22 protein-coding genes are annotated in these 23370 nt (G+C 37.2%); 13 read left to right on the plus strand and 9 right to left on the minus strand.

Annotated features, from left to right (window positions below; translation table 11 throughout):
* Positions 1-18 precede the first annotated feature (18 nt).
* Entirely contained in the window at positions 19-1500 is a 1482-nt protein-coding gene (locus V0410_RS11595; RefSeq protein ID WP_330743138.1) for a trehalase family glycosidase, read from the minus strand.
* A gap of 2 nt (positions 1501-1502) precedes the next feature.
* Positions 1503-2732: an MFS transporter gene (locus V0410_RS11600; protein WP_330743140.1), complete on the minus strand. Its 1230-nt coding sequence runs from the start codon at positions 2730-2732 to the stop codon at positions 1503-1505.
* 123 nt (positions 2733-2855) lie between these two features.
* Between V0410_RS11600 and V0410_RS11605 the strand changes: the two genes are divergently transcribed.
* The gene (locus V0410_RS11605; RefSeq protein WP_137905600.1) at positions 2856-3761 is read left to right on the plus strand and encodes an AraC family transcriptional regulator; all 906 of its coding nucleotides are present in this window, start codon (positions 2856-2858) and stop codon (positions 3759-3761) included.
* A gap of 91 nt (positions 3762-3852) precedes the next feature.
* The gene (locus V0410_RS11610) at positions 3853-4143 is read left to right on the plus strand and encodes a DUF3892 domain-containing protein (RefSeq protein WP_330743143.1); all 291 of its coding nucleotides are present in this window, start codon (positions 3853-3855) and stop codon (positions 4141-4143) included.
* An 89-nt stretch (positions 4144-4232) separates the two neighbouring features.
* On the opposite strand, the gene V0410_RS11615 is transcribed toward V0410_RS11610, so the two are convergent.
* On the minus strand, positions 4233-4787 hold the full coding sequence (locus V0410_RS11615; protein WP_120232903.1) for a thioredoxin family protein: 555 nt from the start codon (positions 4785-4787) through the stop codon (positions 4233-4235).
* A gap of 299 nt (positions 4788-5086) precedes the next feature.
* On the opposite strand from V0410_RS11615, the gene V0410_RS11620 reads away from it, so the two are divergent.
* From V0410_RS11620 to V0410_RS11640, 5 genes are all read left to right on the plus strand, one after another.
* Positions 5087-5683 (plus strand): TetR/AcrR family transcriptional regulator, encoded by a 597-nt coding sequence (locus tag V0410_RS11620; RefSeq protein WP_034694942.1) that lies wholly within the window; start codon positions 5087-5089, stop codon positions 5681-5683.
* Positions 5684-6048: 365 nt separating this feature from the next.
* Positions 6049-7209, plus strand: a complete 1161-nt coding sequence (locus V0410_RS11625) for an efflux RND transporter periplasmic adaptor subunit (protein WP_110008062.1) — start codon at positions 6049-6051, stop codon at positions 7207-7209.
* Between the two features lie 40 nt (positions 7210-7249).
* On the plus strand, positions 7250-10432 hold the full coding sequence (locus V0410_RS11630) for an efflux RND transporter permease subunit (protein WP_330743150.1): 3183 nt from the start codon (positions 7250-7252) through the stop codon (positions 10430-10432).
* A 169-nt stretch (positions 10433-10601) separates the two neighbouring features.
* On the plus strand, positions 10602-12014 hold the full coding sequence (locus V0410_RS11635) for an efflux transporter outer membrane subunit (protein ID WP_330743153.1): 1413 nt from the start codon (positions 10602-10604) through the stop codon (positions 12012-12014).
* 311 nt (positions 12015-12325) lie between these two features.
* Positions 12326-13321: an IS110 family transposase gene (locus V0410_RS11640; protein WP_330743155.1), complete on the plus strand. Its 996-nt coding sequence runs from the start codon at positions 12326-12328 to the stop codon at positions 13319-13321.
* Positions 13322-13457: 136 nt separating this feature from the next.
* Here V0410_RS11640 and miaA read toward each other — a convergent pair whose 3' ends face one another.
* A complete protein-coding gene (gene miaA, locus V0410_RS11645) occupies positions 13458-14378 on the minus strand; it encodes a tRNA (adenosine(37)-N6)-dimethylallyltransferase MiaA (RefSeq protein ID WP_330743156.1) in 921 nt (306 codons plus the stop codon).
* Between the two features lie 147 nt (positions 14379-14525).
* Here miaA and V0410_RS11650 point away from each other — a divergent pair, with 147 nt between their 5' ends.
* The 3 genes from V0410_RS11650 to nadA all read left to right on the plus strand — a co-directional run bounded on the left by V0410_RS11650 (position 14526) and on the right by nadA (position 17167).
* Positions 14526-15383, plus strand: a complete 858-nt coding sequence (locus tag V0410_RS11650; protein WP_082798853.1) for a YicC family protein — start codon at positions 14526-14528, stop codon at positions 15381-15383.
* Between the two features lie 86 nt (positions 15384-15469).
* The gene (gmk, locus tag V0410_RS11655) at positions 15470-16036 is read left to right on the plus strand and encodes a guanylate kinase (RefSeq protein WP_330743161.1); all 567 of its coding nucleotides are present in this window, start codon (positions 15470-15472) and stop codon (positions 16034-16036) included.
* 111 nt (positions 16037-16147) lie between these two features.
* Positions 16148-17167: a quinolinate synthase NadA gene (nadA, locus tag V0410_RS11660; RefSeq protein ID WP_002976710.1), complete on the plus strand. Its 1020-nt coding sequence runs from the start codon at positions 16148-16150 to the stop codon at positions 17165-17167.
* Positions 17168-17221: 54 nt separating this feature from the next.
* Here the strand turns inward: nadA and V0410_RS11665 are convergent, their stop codons facing one another.
* The 5 genes from V0410_RS11665 to V0410_RS11685 form a co-directional block, all read right to left on the minus strand.
* Positions 17222-17431, minus strand: coding sequence for a hypothetical protein (locus V0410_RS11665; RefSeq protein WP_137905607.1), 210 nt, complete (start codon positions 17429-17431; stop codon positions 17222-17224).
* Positions 17432-17455: 24 nt separating this feature from the next.
* The gene (locus tag V0410_RS11670; protein WP_227942878.1) at positions 17456-17653 is read right to left on the minus strand and encodes a bacteriocin-like protein; all 198 of its coding nucleotides are present in this window, start codon (positions 17651-17653) and stop codon (positions 17456-17458) included.
* A gap of 39 nt (positions 17654-17692) precedes the next feature.
* A complete protein-coding gene (locus V0410_RS11675; protein ID WP_157885797.1) occupies positions 17693-17863 on the minus strand; it encodes a bacteriocin-like protein in 171 nt (56 codons plus the stop codon).
* A 56-nt stretch (positions 17864-17919) separates the two neighbouring features.
* Positions 17920-18114 (minus strand): hypothetical protein, encoded by a 195-nt coding sequence (locus V0410_RS11680; protein ID WP_330743173.1) that lies wholly within the window; start codon positions 18112-18114, stop codon positions 17920-17922.
* Between the two features lie 324 nt (positions 18115-18438).
* On the minus strand, positions 18439-18621 hold the full coding sequence (locus tag V0410_RS11685) for a hypothetical protein (protein ID WP_227942880.1): 183 nt from the start codon (positions 18619-18621) through the stop codon (positions 18439-18441).
* 42 nt (positions 18622-18663) lie between these two features.
* Here V0410_RS11685 and thrA point away from each other — a divergent pair, with 42 nt between their 5' ends.
* From thrA to thrC, 3 genes are read left to right on the plus strand one after another with little or no spacing between them, the layout of a single operon-like run.
* Positions 18664-21111 (plus strand): bifunctional aspartate kinase/homoserine dehydrogenase I, encoded by a 2448-nt coding sequence (gene thrA / locus V0410_RS11690; RefSeq protein ID WP_330743176.1) that lies wholly within the window; start codon positions 18664-18666, stop codon positions 21109-21111.
* Positions 21112-21121: 10 nt separating this feature from the next.
* Positions 21122-22048 (plus strand): homoserine kinase, encoded by a 927-nt coding sequence (locus tag V0410_RS11695; protein WP_330743177.1) that lies wholly within the window; start codon positions 21122-21124, stop codon positions 22046-22048.
* A 15-nt stretch (positions 22049-22063) separates the two neighbouring features.
* On the plus strand, positions 22064-23368 hold the full coding sequence (thrC, locus tag V0410_RS11700) for a threonine synthase (RefSeq protein WP_330743179.1): 1305 nt from the start codon (positions 22064-22066) through the stop codon (positions 23366-23368).
* Positions 23369-23370 lie beyond the last annotated feature (2 nt).

Raw genomic sequence — 23370 nt, forward strand, 5'->3', positions numbered from 1 at the left:
TATTCTTTTATTGTTAGTTCAGTTTTGTTGTAATTGTAAATACACTCCATTGGTCCAACCGAATCCGTCCTGATTGGGGTATTCCCCGCCGCCTGCTATTGTTTCTGTGTCTAATGCATTGTATTTTTCCATCAGTTTCCCGGTATTTTTGTAGACCCTTTCTACATTGGAACACCAGTTGTTTTTAATTTTTTCAGCCAGCTCATCAAAGCCATAATTTTTCATTGCTTTAAAGCCGAGCCATTGATAAGGAGCCCACGCATTGGGAAGATCCCACTGCTGACCCGAGTTTTTAGTTGTGGTAACAAGACCACCCTGGTAAAGAAACTTTTCAGCAACAGCTTTCGCAACAGCCTCAGCCTGCTCCTGATTTGCAATACCCAGAAATAAAGGGTAAAGAGCAGCAATATGTTCAGACGGTGTTTTTGTGTTTTTTTTTGTGTGATAATCTTTATAATTGTTAGTATTTCCATCCCAGAAATAGTTATTGATCATCTGTCTTCGGCTTGCTGCTCTTTCTGAAAAATAATTTTCTTTTTCACTCAGATTTTGAAGTGCTGAAGATTTCGCCAAAGTCATTTCCAAATGCCACAAAAGGCAGTTCAGATCAACTTGTGCCAGGTTCAGCGTTTCTATCGTCTGTATATTTTCTCCGTCTGCAAACCATCTGCTGGAAAAATCCCAGCCTGATTCACAGGCACTTCTTATATTTCTGTAAAATTCGTCTCCAGAAGCAGTCTCCTGATCTTCAATATCGATCAGGTAACTTTCGGGACGTGGTGCATTTTCTGCATCGTAATAACGGTTCAGGATATCTCCGTTTATTGTTTTCACTACTCTTTTTACGCTGGAATTGTTTTCAAGCCCTTCTTCGCCATCCATCCAGAAAGCATATTCTTTTTCCAGGGTTTCGTGGTATTGTGTATAAATTCCTTCATTATGCGTTGTTTCAAAAAGGAGATCAAGCATTAATGAAAAATAAGGAGGCTGCGATCTGCTCAGGAAATGAGTTCTGCTCGCATTCGGAACAAATCCTACATTTTGGATCAGATAAGAACAGTTTTCAATAATATTTTCCATCATTTCTACTCTTCCGGAAACCTGCAATCCAAGCATAATAAAGTAGCTGTCCCAATAGAAAAACTCATTGAAACGACCTCCCGGAACAATATAGGGTTTTGGTAATTTTAAAAGCGTTCCTTTTTCTTCATACGCTGTACGGGTTAACTCATCCCATAGTTTTTCAATATGCTCACCAATGGGAAGCTGATCTTGTCTCTGAACAGAAACTCTTGCTCCTAAAAAGTCAAAATGAGTCATCACAAAATCCTTCAGATCAAAACCTTCTGCATCTTTTGATTGTTCATAATCCTCATTGATCTTTGCAATGGGGAAAAGAGGAACTGCATCCGTCATCATTTTCTGATCTTCAAAAATTTCAGATCTCTGTACATTATCAAACAGACTTTGAATTTCGTTTATATAAAGCTGATTACTCATTGTTATTTTTTAGGATTAATTTTTAATTTATTCATGAACACTGCCGAAGTGATCAGTAATGAAAGCGGAATCAGGGAAAGGTAAAATGCCTGCTGACCGCTGAATTCCTGAAACACAAAACCGGTAATGATAGAACCGATAGTTCCTCCGATTGCTGAGAACACAACAATCAACCCTGACATCGCACTGTGCAGATATTTCGGGATTGATGCCAGAATTACAGAATTGATACTCGGATAAATCGGTGCCAGCAAACCTCCCATCAAAGGAAATAAATAAACAACCAAAGGCGCATTCATCCAGTTTGTATTCGTATCAATATGAATATCATGAGTCAAAGGCAAAACCAGCAATAAACTGATGGCAAAACCTATCACACAGAAAGCAACTACATAAATCCAGCTGAATTTTTTGGAGAAGAATCCCGATAAAAATCTTCCTAACGCAAAAGCTCCTGCTAAAACCGCTCCCGCCTGGATACTCATAGAGGTAGGTACTTTTAATATTTCTTTATAAAATGTGGGTGTCCATGTCTGAAAACTTTGTTCCACCAGTACAAAAAGGAATGCACACAATAAGAAGCACAAAACCTTTTTATAACTGAATAAGCTTACACTGTTTTTCAAATCTCCCAATAAATCTGTTTTATCGCTTTTAGCTTCCTGCTCATTCAGTTTTGAAAAGAATAAGAATAAAAAAGATAATGTTGAAAGTCCTCCCAGTACCCAATACACACTCAGCCATTCTGTAGATTTCGGATTATGATCATCCATATATAAGCTGAATAAAACATTTCCCGCTAATACTCCGATCATGAAGAATCCTTCCAGAAATCCCATAAAACTGGAATGCTCTTTATCTGTTTCCGTCACCAGTCCGATAGAAGTAAAAACCGATATTTTGATCAATGCAAAAGAAACCCCTACTGTGGCAAATAATAACTTGAATACCCAGAAGGTATTGGTAAACGGCATTACAAAACACATACAGCTTACCAGCAATAAAGCAGTCAACATTGATTTTTTGATTCCTATCTTCGGAAGAAATGAAGCCAGAATGAAAGAACATATGGCAATCGGAAGATCTTTGAAGCCTTCCAAAACACTGGCCGACGATTTTGAAATCCCAAAATTCTGCTGTACCTGTAGAATGACTGTTCCCACAGAATTCAGAAGAATGGCGAAGACAAAATAGTTTAAAAATAAAGCGGCCTTGATGTTAAGATTTTTCATTCAGGTGATTTCTTGTCGGCTAAGATAGAAGCATTTCCGTTAACGATAATTTAACACAGTAAATCAATATTTGAACTATATTAATATATTTAGTATTTTTAATGAATAAATATGATTAACTAGATGAAAGTTACTTTTGAAAGGGTCATCCCTAATGAAAAGAGTTCATTCCGTACCATTCACAACAACTCTCCTATTTCAGAGTTCAAATGGGAATATCATTATCATCCCGAAATTGAGCTGGTATGTGTTATTTCCGGAAACGGAACCCGCCACGTGGGCTATCATAAAAGTAATTACACAAACGGAGATCTGGTATTAATCGGGTCCAATATTCCCCACTCCGGATTCGGTCTGAATTCTATTGATCCGCATGAAGAAATTGTCCTTCAGTTCAAAGAAGAAATTCTTCAGTTTCCCCAGCAGGAAGTGGAAGCAAGATCTATCAAAAACCTTTTGGAACTTTCAAAATACGGGATTCATTTTCATCAAAAAGTAAAAAAGGTGATGCTTCCCAAACTGAAACTGATGCTGGAATCTGAAGGGTATAAAAGATATTTATTATTGCTTGAAATTCTTTTTGAACTTTCCAAATGTGAAGATTATGATCTTTTAAATAAGGAAATCATGCCCTACACCATTATTTCAAAAAATAAAACCCGTCTTGAGAATATCTTCACTTACGTAGAACATCATTACGACAAGGAAATTGATATTGAAGAAGTAGCAAAACTAGCTAACCTGACTTTACCCGCTTTCTGTAATTTCTTTAAAAAAGCTACCCAGATTACCTTTACAGAATTTGTGAACCGCTACAGAATCAATAAGGCATGCCTGCTGATGGCGCAGGACAAATCGATATCAGAATGCAGCTATCAATGTGGTTTTAATAATGTGACCTACTTTAACAGGATGTTTAAAAAATATACGGGCAAGACTCCTTCAGAGTTCATCAGGAATTATTCTCATAATAAAGTGAATGTGGATCTGAAGGTTGAAAAGGAGGTCAAAGCCAAAGTAAGCTTTTAATTTTTTGTAATCAAAAATCTGTTTATGGTAAACCGTAAGGATAAGCAACTTACATAAGTTATTTTCGTAAAACAATTTAAAATAACAAACCATGGCAATTAGAATTACTTGCATCAACAAAGACAACGGATATCATGAAAATCCAAACTTAGCAATCACTCATTTAGGATGGACTGGAGATGATGGAAAACCAGGAAAAAGTACTCGATTAGAAATATATAACTGGATAAAAAATGAAAGAGGATTAGCTTATGTTACTGATAGTTATGGAAACCAAGTAAAGGTTATCACAGCTGAAACTTATAATGGTACCAAATATTTAAAAACTGAGGCAGATAATACAACAAAAAATAATTTATTATCACTCCCTGAATGTAAATAAAGGTTCAAAGTTATTAAATGAAGGCTGTCCTATTAATTAATAGAACAGCCTTTTATATTATATAAGTAATAATTAGTGATTATCTAAAATTATTTCCATTTAATATTGCATCCCATACTAGGTCTCTGAATTTCTTCCTGAGCTTCCCCAGCCAACAGATTTTCAAAAGCAATAATCAGATCCTCACCAGTTACATCTTTATTATTTCCAGGTCTTGAATCATCCATCTGACCTCTGTATACAAGATCAAGCTTATCATCAAAGAAATAAAAATCCGGTGTGCAAGCTGCATCGTAAGCTTTTGCTACTGCCTGGCTTTCATCAAACAGATAAGGGAAATCAAATCTTCTTTCAATCTGGAATTCGATCATTTTTTCCGGAGAATCTGCCGGATATTTTTCGATATCATTCGCATTGATGGCGATGAATTCAATTCCGCGCTCGTTATAATCTTCGTACAATTCATTGATCTTGTCAATGACATGAAGAACAAACGGACAGTGGTTGCACATAAAGATCACCAAAGTACCTTTTTCTCCTTTCAGTTCTTCCAAAGACTGAAGTTCATTCGTTTTTGACGGGTTAGGAAGTTCAAAAAACGGAGCTTTTGTTCCTAATGCCAGCATATTTGAGGGAGTATTCATATCCTTATTTCTTTACCGGCAAAGATAATTATTTCTTTTGTTAATTAGGAAGAAGACATTTTCATTTTTAATTAAGTAAGGAAGCTGGAAAATGGAGGAGAGAAGATTTTCAGCCCTCAAAAATAGTTATAGTCAAATTCTATTAACCTTAAAAATAACTTCCAGTTCCCATTCTTCCAGCTTCCAGCCTTTAAATTAATTTTCTTTAAAAGTAGGCGAACCCATAAAACTCACAATATCTTTTGGAACTTATATTAAAAAGTTTGTAGTTTTGCTAACGCTGTTAGTAAATAAAAATCATGGGTCTACATGAACGCCGTCAACGAGAAAAAGAATCCATCCGTGCAAATATTTTGCAGGCTGCTTTTACGTTGGCGAAAACTGAAGGCTGGGGTTCGCTTTCTATGCGTAAGATAGCAGATGCTATTGAGTATAGTGCTCCCGTTGTATATGATTATTTTGAAAATAAAGAAGCTATTCTATTTGAAATTTCTTTAGATGGCTTTCATAAGTTACATATAGAATTATTAAAAGCTCAGCAGAAACACGACACTCCGGAAGAGCAGCTTGTTGCTATTGTGGATGCGTACTGGAACTTTGCTTTTAAAAATAAGGAATATTACCAGCTGATGTTTGGTCTTGGAATGCAATGTTGTGGGAAAGGGCAGATGAAAAAAGAATTCTCATCATTTCAGGAACTTATCTATGAATGTACTTATGAGATTATAAAGAAAAACGGATCCAATCCGGACAATGCCTGTCATATGTCCCACGCTCTGTTTTCTGCCGTACACGGTATGATCTCTATTATGATGATGCGTACAGCTGATATCCCTTCAACGATGAATAAAACGACTTTGGACGAAACTGTTTCGGCTTTTATTAAGTCTTTATAGATTTTTTTTGAATTAAAAATTAACACCGTTAGGAAAATTAACACTGAATTAATATAGATTATTCTGTTATTCCTGATTAAAAAATGAAATCACTTATGAAGCAATATACAAGATTCAGCTGTTAAAAGTAATCATTTTTTGCTTATAAATTAACACTGTTAGTAAAATTAACACACCTTACACCAACATTATACACTTCAATACATTAAAAAAATTTCAATTATGGAAACAATCGACCTCATCGGACATTAAAAATTCTGTAATTTTTTTTGAACAAATCATTAACACTGTTAGGAAAAAATACAGCATTTATCAAAACTTTTTTTTACTTACCTCTAACACTTCATTAAAAAATTAAACCAACAATGAAATTACCTGGAAAAACAAGGTTTATTGTACTTATTGCAAGTATAATTCTTTTACAGAGCTGCACAAAAGCCGCAGAAGGAACCAATGCCGCACCTCCAGCTCCAGAACTTCCGGTTTATACCGTTATTACTTCACCCGCTACTACATATCAGGAATTCCCAACTGCCTTAGAAGGGAAAAACAACGTAGAAATCAGATCTCAGGTAGATGGATACCTGGACAGAATCTATGTAGAAGAAGGAGCATATGTAAGAGCAGGACAACCGTTATTTAAAATAGACTCAAGAAGCTATGGCGAACAGATGAATATGGCTCAGGCTAATCTTCAGGCTGCCAATGCCAATATCCAAAAAGCAAGAGTGGAAGTAGACAGACTTCAGCCACTGGTTGCTGCCAAAGTAGTTTCTGATGTACAGCTTAAAACAGCAAAAGCCAATTATGAAGCCGCTGTTGCTGCCGCAGCTCAGGCCAGAGCATCTGTAGGAAGCGCCAGAATCAACGTAGGATTTACAACCATTACAGCTCCTGTAAGCGGTTATATTGGAAGAATTCCTTACAAAAAAGGAAGTCTGATCTCCAGAACAGATCCAAATCCGTTGACATTATTATCTGATATCAGCGAAATCTATGCGTATTTCTCTTTAAGCGAACTTGATTTCATTGCTTTCCAGAATAAATATCCGGGAGCAAGCTTAGAAGAAAAACTGAAAAATATGCCCATGGTAGATCTTGTGATTGCCGACAACAGTACTTACCCTGAAAAAGGAAGATTAAGCATTGTAGACGGACAGTTTGACAAAACTACGGGAGCCATCAGTGTACGTGCCGTTTTCCCTAATGCCAACGGAACTTTAAGAACCGGAAATACAGGAAGAGTGCGTATGCCACAGCTGATTTCTAATGCAGTCGTAATTCCTCAGGAATCAACCTTCGAAATTCAGGATAAAACCTATGTCTATGTAATGGGTAAAGACCAGAAGGTAACCGGGAGACCGATCAAAATATCAGGAAAAACGGATAGCTATTATTTTATTTCTGAAGGGCTTGCGCCTGGAGAAAAAATTGTATTCACAGGAATTGGAAACCTGAAAGACGGTGCTTCCATCAAGCCGAAAAATATTTCTTCGGACAGCTTGTTAAAAGCAAAACCATTATAGTTCTTTCCGAATACAGAAGACTTAAAAAAATAAACTTCTTATGTTAAAACAATTTATAGAAAGACCGGTCCTTTCAACGGTCATCTCCATAATACTCTTATTATTGGGAGCTTTGTCTCTCTTTAATTTACCGATTGCCCTCTTCCCGGACATCGCTCCACCGAGTGTACAGGTTACGGCATTCTATCCTGGAGCCAATGCTGAGGTGGTAGCCCGTTCAGTAGCCACTCCTATTGAAGAAGCGGTAAACGGAGTTGAGAACATGACGTATATGACCTCAAACTCCAGTAACGACGGTACCATGACCCTGAGTGTTTTCTTCAAACAGGGTGCCGATGCAGACAATGCAGCAGTAAACGTACAGAACCGTGTATCGAAAGCGATGAGCCAGCTGCCTCAGGAAGTGGTACAAGCCGGGATCTCAACCCAGAAGGTTCAGAACAGTATGATTATGTTCATGGGACTGACCAGTGAAGATGCGAAACAATATGATGAATTATTCCTTCAAAATTACCTGAAGATCAATGTTATTCCACAGATACAGCGTATTCCGGGTGTAGCACAGGCTCAGGTATTCGGGACAAGGGATTATTCCATGAGAATCTGGCTGAAACCGGATCGTCTGGCGGCTAATAATCTTTCGCCTCAGGAAGTTTTGGGAGCTATTAAAGACCACAACCTTGAAGCAGCTCCAGGCCGTTTGGGACAGGGAAGTAAGGAAACTTACGAATATATCCTTAAATATAAAGGAAAACTGAATAAGGGTGAAGACTATGAAAATATCGCCATCAAAGCAAACAGTGATGGATCTTTCCTAAGATTAAAAGATGTTGCAAGAGTAGAATTTGGTTCTTATACCTATACTGCCACCAACAGAGTAGACGGAAAACCGGTTGCCGGATTTGCTATTCTGCAGACAGCCGGATCCAATGCCAACGAAATCCTTACGGAAATTGAAAAGCAGGTGAAAGTAATGGAAACCACTCTTCCAAAAGGAGTGAAGCCAATCATCATGTATAACTCCAAAGACTTCCTGGATGCTTCTATCCATCAGGTTGTGGAAACGCTTGTTATTGCTTTCATATTGGTATTTATTGTAGTATTCATCTTCCTTCAGGATTTCAGATCTACCTTAATTCCGGCTATTGCCGTGCCGGTTGCAATTATCGGAACCTTCTTCTTCCTGCAGTTATTTGGTTTCAGTATCAACATGCTTACTTTATTTGCATTGGTACTCGCCATTGGTATTGTAGTGGATGACGCCATTGTGGTGGTAGAAGCCGTCCATTCTAAAATGGAACAAACGGGAATGCCTGTAGAGCATGCTACCATGCACTCGATGAGCGAAATTTCAGGAGCTATTATTTCCATCACATTGGTAATGTGTGCCGTGTTTATTCCGGTTGGATTTATGCAGGGACCTGCGGGAGTTTTCTACAGACAGTTTGCCTTCACATTAGCGATTGCCATCTTAATTTCAGCGGTGAATGCATTAACATTGAGTCCGGCATTATGTGCGATGTTCTTAAATGATCCTCAGGGAGAACATGGAGAGCACGGTCATAAAAAAGGTTTTGGAGCAAGATTCTTCAATGCTTTCAATGCGAGCTTCAACAGCATGACCAGAAAATACATCTATAGCCTTAAGTTTTTAATTAAAAACAAATGGGTGGCGATAGGAGGTCTTGTTGTCATTACAGCAGCAAGTGTATTTTTGATCAAAAAAGCACCATCAGGATTTATTCCTACTGAAGACCAGGGATTTGTGTTGTATGCAGTGAATACTCCTCCGGGAAGTTCACTGGAAAGAACCCACAGAGCGACAGCGCAAATTGATCAAATCATCAATGGTGAAAAAGCAACCAACCACCTTTGGGTAGCGGACGGGATGAACTTCATCAGTAATGCCAACGCATCTCCCTATTCTGCAGGTTTCATCAAGCTTAAAGATTATGACAAGCGTGGTGAGATGAAAGACCCGGATCAGATTGCAGCAACATTGACAGGTAAGGTAAGTCAGGTAAAAGATGCCAACGCATTCTTCTTCAACTTCCCCACTGTACAAGGTTTCGGTAACGTTTCCGGATTTGAATTCATGCTTCAGGATAAAACAAACGGTTCTTTTGAACAGTTGGGAACAACCACTCAACAGTTTATCGGAGAATTGATGAAAAGACCTGAAATTGCTTTTGCCTTTACTACTTATGCAGCAGGAAACCCTCAGTATACTATTGATGTGGATACTGATAAAGCCAACCAGCTGGGTGTTTCTGTAACAGAATTGATGCAGACGATGCAAATTTATTTCGGAAGTAGCTTTGTATCGGATTTCAACAGATTCGGGAAGTATTACAGAGTAATGGCTCAGGCCGATATTCCTTACCGTACGGATGTTAATTCATTAGAAGGAATCTATGTTAAAAATAAATCAGGAGAAATGGTTCCTGCTAAAACTCTGGTAACGTTAAAAAGATCTTTCGGTCCTGAAACGGTAACAAGAAATAACCTTTTCAATGCTGTAACGATTAATGGAACCCCGAAACCTGGATACAGTACCGGAGATGCCATCAAAGCAGTAGAAGAAGTAGCACAACAATCACTGCCAAGAGGATACGGATATGAGTGGACAGGGATTACCCGTGAAGAGATTAAAACAAGCGGACAGACTGCTTTTATTTTCTTCTTAAGTATTCTATTCGTTTACTTCTTACTGGCAGCTCAATATGAAAGTTATATCCTTCCGTTTGCTATTATTCTTACCATTCCTACAGGGATTTTCGGAGTATTTGCCTTCACAGGACTAGCTGGAATTGATAACAATATTTACGTTCAGGTAGGATTGATCATGCTTGTAGGACTATTAGCGAAGAATGCCATCCTGATTGTAGAATTTGCCGTACAGAGAAGAAAAGCCGGTAAAACATTGATTGAATCTGCCCTTCAGGCATCAAGATTACGTTTAAGACCGATCTTAATGACCTCTTTTGCCTTCATCGTGGGAATGCTTCCGCTGGTATGGACGCAAGGTGCTTCTTCAAAAGGAAACCACTCTATCGGTTACAGTACCGTGGGTGGAATGCTTACAGGAGTAATCTTCGGGATCTTTATTATTCCGGTAATGTATGTAGTGTTCCAGTACCTGCATGAAAAAATGCCAAGCAGAAAAAAGAAAAGACTTCTGAAAAAACAAATGGAGGAAGAACTTTTAGCTGCTAGTCACTAATAAAAAAATGAATGACAAAAACTTAGAGAAAAGTTTAAGATCATAGGTTTACCTATTTACCTGCCTGTTCTTAATGGTTTTAAAAACTAACTATTTTCTCCTACTAAAGAAATTTTTGCATCAACAGAAACCTCTCTAAGTTTTGTCTTCAATTAAAAGTTTAAAAACTATGAAAAGAGTAAAAAATATTATTCTAACATTTGTGCTGGCCATCGGCTCTGTTTCGTGTGTGTCTAAACTGGCATACACGGAGCCTGAGCTTCCACTTCCGGAAAAGTTCCAGTACACTGCCACTGCAGACACAGCCAGTATAGCCAATCTGGAGTGGAAACAGTTTTTCAGCGATCCAATTTTACAGGGATTGATTGAAAAAGGAATTAAAAATAATTATGACCTTCAGATTGCCCTGAAGCAGGTAGCTGCTTCACAGGAAAAACTGAAACAGGCAAAATATATGCAGTATCCGGACGTTGGATTCGGAGTAAGTGGACAAATTTCAAGACCTTCCAAAAACAGTATGAATGGGCAAAGCTTAAATTTATTTTTAGGTTCAAGCCATGTTGAAGACTATAACGCAGCCTTCAACCTTTCATGGGAAGCGGATATCTGGGGAAAAATCAAAAACCAGCAGGAAGTTTCAAGAATGCAGTACCTTCAGACCTATGAAGGTTCAAAAGCGGTTCAGACTCAGGTGGTGGCAGCTATTGCACAAGGATATTACAACCTGCTGATGCTTGACAGACAACTGGCGATCGCAAAATCCAATCTGGAACTGACCAGCAATACCCTTTTAATGACCCAAAAAATGTGGGAAAGCGGCGATAATACTTCTTTGGGAGTACAGCAGGCCGCAGCACAGAAACAGGCTACAGAACTTCTGATTGCCCAGCTGGAGCAGAATATTGCCATCCAGGAAAATGCATTGAGTATTCTGGTTGGAGAACTTCCCAACAAAGTCAACAGAACCATTGAAATGTCTGATACTTCATTGCCTCAAAACATTACGGCAGGACTTCCGGCAGCTATGGTAAGCAGAAGACCGGACGTTCGCCAGCAGGAACTGGTTTTATTAGAATCCAATGCGATGGTAGGAATTGCTCAGGCGAATATGTATCCGGCATTGAAAATTACTGCTAATGGTGGAGTAAATTCATTCAAATTTGATAACTGGTTCCAGATTCCGGCTTCGTTATTCGGATCGGTTTTAGGGGGAATTACCCAGCCTATTTTTCAGAAAAGACAATTGAAAACAGATCTGGAAGTAGCCAAAATTCAAAGAGAAAAAAATGTTCTTGCATTCCGTCAATCAGTATTAAATGCTGTGGGAGAAATTTCTGATGCCTTGGTTTCCAATGAAAACTTAAAAATTCAGGAACAAAAAGCCACAGAACAGGCAACTACACTGAAAGATGGAATTAAAAGTGCACAACTTCTTTACAAAGGAGGTTCAGCCAATTACCTGGAAGTGATTACAGCACAGGGGAATTCCCTACAGGCAGAGTTGAATCTGGCTTCCATTAAAAGACAGAGATTAAGCAGTATTGTAGATTTATACAGAGCTTTAGGCGGCGGTTGGAAGTAGTAAATTAAATTATATTTGTTGAAGTGCGGTTCTTTTCAGAGCCGCATTTTTTTGTATTGTTTCTGTTTATTACAATGAATATAAACTTAGATTCTACCTTTAGATTAGTTCTATGAAATAAATGATTACATTTAGAAAAGAGCAAGCATTTAGTTACACTATAGATTCCTTAGAATATGATTCATACTCCGATAAAGAACTAAATGCTTTTTCATCAAAAGACTTAAATAGAAATTCGGGATTTAAAGCCCATTATCAAGGTGTTAAGAATCAGATGAATTGCTCTTACATTTATAACTTAAACCAAAAGTATGGAAAAAATTGTAATAGGTATTGACATTAGTGCCAAGACACTGGATATCTGTATTAAAAAGTGTGGTTCTTATTCTTTTAATGTTATTGCCAATGAAGCTAAGGCAATCAAAGTATTCTTCAAAATTTTTCAAGAGCCGAAATCTGAGATTATAGTTTCCATGGAAAATACAGGAAGATATAATTGGGAATTATATCAGGTTCTGGAGTATTTTAATTTTAAAGTTTTTGTACTTAACCCCTTACACTTAAAGAAAAGTATAGGCTTAATAAGGGGTAAAAATGATAAAATTGATGCTAAAAGGATCTGTGAGTTCACAGAGAAACATGAAAAAGAGCTTATAGAATGGAAACCATGCTCTGATAACATAAAGAAAATTAAAGTGCTGTTTTCTGAGCGAAATTCTAAGATAAAGCTAAGAGCTTCTTTATTAAAGCAAAGACATCTTTATTCACAACTTGAAAGTATAGGATATGATTCTAAATTTTTAAAAATGAATAAAAAGGAGATTGAAATTTTAGAAAAGCATATAGATTTTTTAGAAAATGAAATAGAACAACTCATTGATAATGACTCAGATTTATACTCCAAGAAGCAATGTATACAAAGTATTCCAGGAGTAGGAAAAGTATTAAGCTGGATGATTATTGCTAAAACAGAAGGGTTTACAAAGATTAATAACCCCAGAAAATTAGCTTGTTATGCAGGTGTGGTCCCCTTTGGCTATCAATCTGGAACATCAATAAAATTTAAACCTAAGCTTTCTTATTATGCGGATAAATCATTGAAAACAGTACTTCATATGGCTGCAATGAGAGCTGTGAGACTAGAAAATGATTTAAAAATATATTATCACAGAAAAATAAGTGATGGTAAAAACAAAATGGCAGTTTTAAACGCTGTGAGAAACAAAATTATTCATAGAATTTTTGCAATAATCAGAACAGGGAAACTTTATGAAAAAAACTATAATAATTCTTTGTTTTTGTCATAGAAATCGGAATGACATAGTGTATGGATAAATAAAGCGTCCGGTTTGTCATTCTGAATGGAACAAAGTGGAATGAAGAATCTTTAAAAACAATCGATGAGATTCTTCCTTCGTCAGAATGACAAACTAAGTGCTTAATTTATTCCTGAAATTGCTCAGTAATCCATTTTAACAGAGCCTCAAAGTCTTCCTGAGAATATCCCAACTGTAAATAATGAATATCATCCGCCTTTCTGTACCATGTCAGCTGGCGTTTCGCATACCTGCGGCTGTTCTTTTTAATTTCCGAAACCGCAAAATCAAGATCCCATTCTCCATCAAAATACTTGAAAAGTTCAGCGTAACCTACAGTATTCAAAGCCGTCAATCCTTTGAATTCCTCAAGGCTTTTCACCTCATCCAGCAGTCCGTTTTCCATCATGATATCCACTCTGCGGTTAATTCTGTCATATAATTCTTCCCTTGGAGCTTCTATCCCGATTCTGATTACATTAAAATCTCTTTCATTCTGAGACACTGAAATATGTTCAGAATATTTTTTATCCGTCTGCCAGATAATATCAATAGCTCTCAACAGCCTGCGGTGATTGTGAATATCCACTACACTGAAATATTCAGGATCCAGTTCTTTTAAAATCTCCTGAAGTTTTTCAATTCCCTCCTGCTCCATCATATTTTGAAGCTTCTCCTGGTTTTCAACATTGGCTTCCGGAAGATCGTGGAGACCTTCTATCACCGCTTTTTCATACATCATGCTTCCTCCAACAAGAATTACCGTGTCATGAGCAGCAAAAAGTTCATTAAGCTTTTGAAGCGCATCTTCTTCATACTGCCCGATAGAATAATACTCTTCCACTGAAAGATTTCCGATAAAATGATGAGGTGCCTGCGCCAGTTCTTCTTCCGAAGGGGTGGCAGTCCCTATTTTCATTTCTTTAAAAAACTGGCGGGAATCACAGGAAATAATCTCGGTATTGAAATGCTGCGCCAAATCAATCGCCAATCTCGTTTTTCCAATTCCGGTGGGTCCTACTACAGAAATTAAATTTTTCTTTTTCACAGCGCTAATTTACGAAAATGGGAAGTTAAAATTACACCTCATTTATATTCACAACAATCTTCCCGCTTCCTGCCTCCATCTTCCAGCCATTTAACATTAGTTAAACTATAGACTTAAATGTTTATCTTTGTAGAACAATAAAAAACTATGATTTTATCAATGACCGGATTCGGTAGAGCCGAAGATGTTTTTGAAGGAAAAAAAATTACTATTGATATTAAATCTCTGAACAGCAAGAGCTTTGATTTAAATATTAAAATTCCTTTACGTTATAAAGAAAAAGAATTTGAAATCAGAAAAATTCTTAACGATAGAATTATCCGAGGAAAAGTAGACTGCTACGTTAATATCGAGAATCTTGAAGAGTCCAACGATGTAAAAATCAATAAAAACTTAATTGACTCTTATATTAACGAACTTAAAAACATAGCTTCTGACGGTCCCAATTTCGAATACCTTAAAATGGCAGTAAGACTTCCTGATGCCATTACATCAAGACCTGACGAATTAACGGAAGGTGAATGGGAAGCTCTGGCTAAGATTGTCAATAATGCCGTAGACAGATTCGAAGAATTCAGAAGAACTGAGGGGGGTATCTTACATGAGGAACTCAACAGAAATATTCAGAATATCGACAAATATCTGAGCGAAGTAATTCCTTTTGAAGAAGAAAGAATTGTGAGCGTGAAAGAACGTTATCAGAAATCTTTGAAAGAATTCGAAAACGTTGATGAAACACGTTTCTACCAGGAAATGGCCTATTTCACGGAAAAACTTGATATTTCTGAAGAAAAGGTAAGACTTGCCCAGCACCTGAAATATTACAAAGAAGTAATGGACAATGAGTCTTTCAACGGAAAAAAACTGGGATTTATTTCTCAGGAAATCGGAAGAGAAATCAATACACTGGGTTCTAAAGCCAATCACGCAGAAATCCAGAAACTGGTGGTAATGATGAAAGACGACCTTGAAAAAATTAAAGAACAAACGTTAAACGTATTGTAATGATAGATACGAGGAACGAGATGCGTGGCTGTTATTTCTAATAATGGAACACCAAACTCGAAACCCGTAACCCGAAACCAAAAAAAATGGATAAAGTAATTATATTTTCAGCACCATCAGGGAGCGGAAAAACTACATTGGTAAAGCATTCACTGGAAACATTTCCTGAGCTGGAATTTTCAATCTCATGTACTACAAGACAGCCAAGAGGAAGTGAAGTACATGCAGTAGATTATCATTTTCTGACACCGGAGGAGTTCAGACAGAAAATTTCCGAAGATGCTTTTGTAGAATATGAAGAAGTTTATACTGACAAATATTACGGTACTTTAAAATCTGAAGTGGAAAAAATCTGGAATCAGGGAAAAGTTGTTATTTTTGATGTAGATGTAAAAGGAGGCATTTCATTAAAAAAATACTTCGGTGAAAAAGCGTTGTCTATTTTTATAGAACCGCCTTCCATTGAAGAATTGGAACGAAGATTGATCTCCAGAAACACAGATGATGCAGAAACCATAAAAACCCGTGTAGCAAAGGCAGAAGAAGAAATGACCTATGCCAGCGAGTTTGACAAGATCGTGATTAATGAGGATCTTGATACAGCTAAAAAAGAAATAGAAAGTTTAATAAAAAGTTTTATAGAAAGAAACTAGAAGTTAGAAATTAGAAGTTAGTTTTTTTAGTGTCAGGAAAATGATACTCATTTTATACTAACCTCCAGTTTCTAATCTCTAACTTCTATAAAAGAAAAAATTGAGGTGGATATGAGTACCGAAACATTAGAAAAAGCTAAATCTGCAATTCCTGTCAGAGGATTTCTGGATATAAAAGATATTGCTATTCCTCAGGGTGAAGAGCTTGTAAAAGCTATTCTGAAACTTAAAGAGGAAAAAAATGCTGTTATTCTTGCCCATTATTACCAACCGGGAGAAATCCAGGATATTGCTGATTTCCTTGGAGATTCTTTACAGCTGGCAAGACAGGCTAAAGATACCAATGCTGACATGATTGTATTCTGTGGAGTACATTTTATGGCAGAAGCCGCAAAAATTCTGAACCCAACTAAAAAAGTAGTTCTTCCTGATACCATGGCCGGATGCTCTCTGGCAGACGGTTGTTCAGGGGAAGGACTGAGAAAAATGCGAGAGCAGCACCCGAATGCTTTAATTGCCACTTACATCAACTGTAATGCAGAAACTAAAGCTGAAAGTGATATTATCGTTACAAGTTCAAATGCTGAAACAGTGATTGAAGCACTTCCGAAAGACAGACCGATCATTTTTGCACCTGACAAAAACCTGGGAAGATACCTTTCTAAGAAAACAGGCCGCGATATGATCCTTTGGGATGGAAGCTGTGTGGTACACGAAGCATTTTCAATGGAAAGAATTGCCCAGCAATTGGCAGATAATCCGGATGCAAAACTGATTGCACACCCTGAAAGCGAAGAAGCAGTATTGAAATTAGCTCATTTCATCGGCTCTACTTCTGCTCTTTTGAATTATGTAGAAAAAGATGACTGCCAGAAATTCATCATTGCTACTGAGGAAGGTATTCTTCATGAAATGAAAAAGCGTGCACCTCACAAAGAACTGATTCCTGCATTGGTTTTCGACGAAAGCTGTAATTGTTCAGAATGCTTTTATATGAAACGTAATACAATGGAAAAATTGTATCTATGTATGAAATATGAGCTTCCGGAAATTCTTATCGACGAAGAATTAAGATTAAAAGCATTGAAACCTATTGAAGCGATGCTTGATCTTTCCAAAAGCATAAAATAAATTAAAGCACTGTAAAAACAGTGCTTTTTTTATTGTTCTGAAACAGGTCTTGTGCTAAGAGACACCTCCGTCTACGCATTCCATACTTACCAGAACACACATCTTACAATAATCAGGCAGTCCCTGATAAGCAGAGCATGGATATTGATATTCAGGTCCATCTCCAAACGTAGCATTCTGAGGACACCCTGCACATCTGGACGGACCAGCGGCCCCATTTAATCTTTCAAGTTCTTTTCTGTTTAATTTCTTTAAATTTTTCATAGTTGTTTTAATTTTTAATACGTTTTAAGATTCTGAAATAAGACAGCTTCCCGGAACTGATGGATCATAAGGGAAAAGATAAAGGCAAACTTTACGTCCTTTAAGATCTGTACATACAGCACACCCTTTTGGTCCGCAATCGAGGTCAACTGCACAGCTGTCTCCTGTGCCTCCGATAATAGATCTTAAGCTTTCTCTGTTTAATTTTTTTGAATTTTTCATAGTACTTTAATTTTTAAATTGGGTTTAGTCTATTCAATACTACAGCATTGGTGCATAGCAGGTTCCTCCCGGCTTCAGCCAGCATCCCCAATTCCCGCCTCCGCGGAAACAGACAAACTGCTCGCCTCCACATGCTTCAATCTGAATATCAGTGAAACCACCTTTGATGTTCTTCTTGTCTTCTCTTGATAATTTTTTAATTGTTTTCATAGCGTTTAATTTTAATATTAGAAATAAAAATATTATTTGTCTTTATTATTTTAAAATCAAGGCCTGTCAAAGCATTCAATGCTTACCAGCACCCTTCCTTTACAGCATTCCGGCAGAGCATGATAATCGGCACATGACCTTGGTTCACCTGGTCCGTACGGGCCGACAGGACAATTCTCAAAACAGTTATTCACATTTCCTCCACTGATTGATTTCAGATTCAGTCGGTTTAATTTTTCTAAATTTTTCATATTATTTTTTGATTAGTTTTCAGGATAAATACACCGTGAACTTACGAATACACAAGATTTGAATCATTCCGGCAGTACATTATATTCTTCACAGGAATGGGCAAATTTCATGGTCCGGGCCGTACCTCCATCTGCAGGACATCCGTCACACCTAAAAGCTGCTCCACTTATTTGTTTTTAAAGCTTGTTTTGAAGTTTTATTCAAATTTTTCACAGTTATTTCATTATTAGTTAATATCATAAATGTAACATTTTTAATCAATTACACCAAAATATATCTCATAAAAAGGAAATATATTTTATTATGTTAAAAACTTGTCTGTTTCAAAATAATTTGTACATTTGTTCCGTTACAATGAATTTTTTAAGAAACATATCTGATATTTCTGCTCTGAAATCACTTATTTCAGGCATATCTTCTGTTTCTACATTCGGCACTACAACAATTACCCCATAACGGGGTAGATTTTCACATATTATTCCCGGTACCCGTACTCTTTTTTTCAAAGAGTAACCATTTCTTTTTATCCAACTTCAAAAAAATAATTGATGAAAGTTTTAAAATTCGGCGGAACATCAGTCGCCCATTCTCAGAATATCTTACTGATGGAAAAGATCGTAAAAAGAGAATCTTTAAAAAGTAAAGTTGTAGTTATTGTATCCGCTCTTTATGGAGTTACAGATCAATTGATTAAAGCAGCAGAACAGGCTTCTGTAAAAGATGAAAATTACAGTCAGGCCGTTCAGAACCTTGAAGAAAAACATATCAGTCTGGTCAAAGAACTTTTCCCTATTGCAGAACAAAGCTCATGGCTGAGTTTTGTAAAAAAACATTTCAACGATATCGAGGATCTCTGCAACGGAATTGCTGTTCTTGGTGAATTGACAGATAGAATTAAAGATAAAATTGCTTCTTACGGAGAATTCCTGTCCTCAAAAATTATAGCTGCAAGATTACAGCTTGAAGGATTGGACTGCGTTTGGATGAACTCTGCAGAACTGATCAGAACAGATAGTAATTTTACCCATGCAAAAGTAGATTTTAAATCTACCGATCATAATATTGCCCGTTTTCTGAATGAAAATCAGAACCCCATTATCGTAGGACCAGGTTTTATAGCGAGGGACGAGAAAAATAACGCCACCACATTAGGGAGAGGCGGATCAGATTACACCGCATCTATTATTGCAGCGGCTATTGATGCAGAAGAACTCCAGATCTGGACCGATGTAAGCGGGATGATGACTGCTGACCCCCGTCTGGTTTCCAATGCTAAACCTATTTCAGAAATATCTTATCATGAAGCGATGGAACTGTCACATTTTGGGGCTAAAGTACTCTACCCGCCTTCCATTCAGCCTGTCATGGTAAAAAATATAAACCTGCTTATCAAGAATACTTTTGATCCCGATGCAGAGGGTACTCTTATTTCCCATCAACTGAAATCTTCAGAAGATGAAAAACAGATTGCAGTAGGAATCTCCAATATGAACAGTATTGCCCTTCTTACACTGGAAGGCAGCGGAATGGTAGGAATACCCGGAATTTCAGCTAAATTATTTCAATGTTTAAGCCATGAAAAGATCAATGTAATCCTTATAACACAAGGTTCTTCAGAGCATTCCATCACCATTGCAATTGAAGAAAAAGAAGCTTTACGTGCCGAGCATGCAATCAACTCTTCTTTTGCGGATGATATTAATCTGAAAAGAGTGTACGCGGTAAAAATTGAGACCGGCCTTTCTATTATAGCTCTGGTTGGAGAAAGTATGAAAAGCAGAAGCGGTGTAAGTGCAAAAATGTTCGGATGTCTGGGAAATAACGGAGTTAATATTAGAGCCATAGCACAAGGCTCTTCGGAAAGAAATATCAGTATTGTGATTTCAGAAAAGGACAGTAAAAAAGCAGTAAATGTGCTTCACGAAGATTTTTTTGAATCTGAAATAAAACAAATTCATCTTTACATCTGTGGAACAGGAAATGTAGGTTCAAAACTGATCCAGCAGATTTATGACCAAAATGATTATTTAAAAGAAAACTTTCTGATCAACCTGAGAATTGCAGGAATTTCCAACAGCCGTCATATGATGTTTTCAGATCAGGGAATTTCACAGGAAAATTATTATAACTGGAATCAGCATGGTGAAAAAGCCTCTGCCAGGGAATTTGCTGACGAAATTATCCACAGAAACCTTAGGAATTCTGTTTTCGTTGATGTAACTGCAAGTCCTGAGGTTCCTGAAGTATATGAAAGTTTATTAAAAAGAAGTGTGGATATTGTTGCCTGTAATAAAATTGCAGCTTCTTCTGATTTTAGAAAGTATAAAACCTTAAAAAATACCGCCAGAAACCACAACTGCAGTTTTTATTTTGAAACCAATGTAGGTGCAGGGCTTCCGGTAATAGGAACTATCAACGACCTCATCAAAAGCGGAGACCAGATTCAATCCATTAAAGCTGTACTGAGTGGAACATTGAATTTTGTGTTTAATGAGTATGACGGAAACAGAACTTTTTCTGAAGTGGTAGCCCAGGCTCAGAAGGAAGGATACACAGAGCCGGATCCAAGGCTTGATCTGTCCGGAACAGATGTAGCAAGGAAAATTTTAATTCTGGCCAGAGAGGCAGGATATCCGCTTCAGTTTGAAGACATTGAAAATAGAGGTTTTCTGCCTGAAGAATGTATGGAAGGAAGCGTTGAAAGTTTTTATGAGAAACTCACAGTATATGAAGAACATTTTAAAAACTTATTGAACAAGGCAAAAAACGAAGGTAAAATATTAAAATACGTAGCAGAATTTGAAGACGGAAAAGCCAGAGTAGGTTTACAACATATTGCTCCGGACAGCGATCTGTTTCATCTGTATGGCAAAGACAATATTGTCATTTTTAAAACGCTGAGATATTCCGAACAGCCTTTGGTGGTAAAAGGTGCCGGAGCAGGAGCTGATGTAACAGCGAGTGGAGTTTTTGCAGATATTATCCGTTCTATTTAAAAATACAAATATGAAAAAAGTAAAATTAAAAGTACCCGCCACTGTGGCCAACCTGGTTTGCGGATTCGATATTTTAGGAATGGCAGTTCATGATCCTTATGATGAAATGGAATTCAGATTATTGGAAACCCCAGAAATTATTATAAAACATACAGATTCTTTTGGACTTCCTGAAGAACCATCCAAAAATGTTGCAGGCATCGTCTTGTTGAAAATTCAGGAACATTTTAATCTGAAAAATGGTTTTGAAGTCATTATTCATAAACATATAAAGCCTGGAAGCGGGCTCGGCTCCAGTGCGGCAAGTGCCGCCGGAGCCGCCTTCGGAGCCAATGTATTATTAGGAAACAAATTGTCAAAAGAAGAAATGGTTCATTTTGCCATGTTTGGAGAAGAACTGGCTTCGGGAGTACGCCATGCAGACAATATCGCGCCATGCATCTATGGTGGGATTACACTGGTAAAATCTACTGACCCGATTGATATTATTCCGCTGAACAGCCCTGATTTATTTGTAACAGCAGTACATCCGCAGGTAGAAGTTAAAACTTCGGATGCCAGACAGATTTTAAAGAAAAATATCAGTTTGAAAAGCGCTGTGGAACAATGGGGAAATATCGCAGGGCTGGTAGCTGGAATTGAGAAAAATGATTTCCCGTTAATTGGCAGAAGTCTTAACGACGTCATCATAGAACCTGTCCGCAGTATTCTTATTCCGAAGTTTGACGAAATCAAAGAAAAAAGCTTACAGATAGGAGCTTTGGGAGGAGGAATTTCCGGTTCAGGACCATCTATTTTTATGTTATCTGAACAAAAAGAGACTGCGGAAAAAATTGCTCAGATGATGGAGTCAGTGTATAATGAAATTGAAATAGAAAGTTTTGTCTATGTTTCAAAAATAAATCCGACAGGAATTCAGATCGTTGAAGAAAATTAATCTTAAAAAACAGAAATGAAATATTATAATCTAAAAGACCATCTGGAAAAAATTGATTTCAGAGAAGCAACAATAAAAGGGCAGGGAAAAGAAAAAGGATTATTTTTTCCGGAAAACATTCCGCAATTTGACCAGGAATTTATTCAAAATCTTCATCAATATTCCAATGAAGAAATTGCATACCAGTGTATGAAAGATTTTGTGGGTGATGAAATTCCTTCTGAAATCTTAAAGGAAATTGTTGCTGAAACAGTCAGTTTTGATATCCCTTTGGTTAAGATCAATGAACAAATCTCTATATTGGAATTATTTCATGGTCCCACCCTGGCTTTTAAAGATATCGGAGCCAGATTGATGAGCCGCTGCCTTTCCTATTTTTTGAAAGACCGGAATAAAAAAGTCACTGTTCTGGTGGCAACTTCTGGAGATACGGGAGGAGCTGTTGCCCATGGATTTTATAAAATCCCGCAAATTAATGTAGTCATTCTGTATCCTAAAAACAGAGTCAGTCCTGTGCAGGAAAAACAATTGACCGCATTAGGCGAAAATATTTCAGCGCTGGAAGTCAACGGAAGTTTTGATGACTGTCAGAATCTTGTCAAACAGGCTTTTTCAGATGAAGAAATCAACAGTCAGTTATTTTTGACCTCTGCCAATTCTATCAATGTTGCAAGATGGCTTCCTCAGCAGATTTATTATTTAATAGCTTTAAAACAATGGATACAGGAGCATAAGGAACAACCTGTAATCTGTGTACCCAGCGGAAATTTCGGAAATATCTGTGCCGGGCTTCTGGCTCATGTCAGAGGTTTGCCTGCCAGCCATTTTATCGCCGCCTGCAACGCCAACCAGGTAGTTCCTGATTATTTTAAAACTCAGAATTACCAGCCACAAAAAGCCATTACCACTCTATCCAATGCTATGGATGTGGGAAACCCAAGTAATTTTGTACGAATTCTGGAGCTTTTTGGGAATCAGTTTGAACTGGTAAAAAATAAAATTTCAGCTTATTCCATTGATGATGAGCAAACTATGAATACTATCTCGGTGGTTTATGAGAAATACGGATATGTTCTGGAGCCTCATAGCGCTGTTGCATTGACCGCAATGGAACAATATCTGCAAGAAAATCCTGAACAGAAAGGATTTATTCTGGGGACTGCACATCCTGTAAAATTCCCTGATGCAGTGGAAAAAGCCATTCATACTCAGATTGAAATTCCTGAACCTTTGAAAGAACTTATGGAAAAGGATAAAAAAACTGTAGAAATAAATTCAGATTTTGAAGAATTAAGACGATTTTTGCTTCATAAAATCTGAAG

The organism is Chryseobacterium sp. CP-77, assembly GCF_036362765.1.
Classification (GTDB): domain Bacteria; phylum Bacteroidota; class Bacteroidia; order Flavobacteriales; family Weeksellaceae; genus Chryseobacterium; species Chryseobacterium cupriresistens.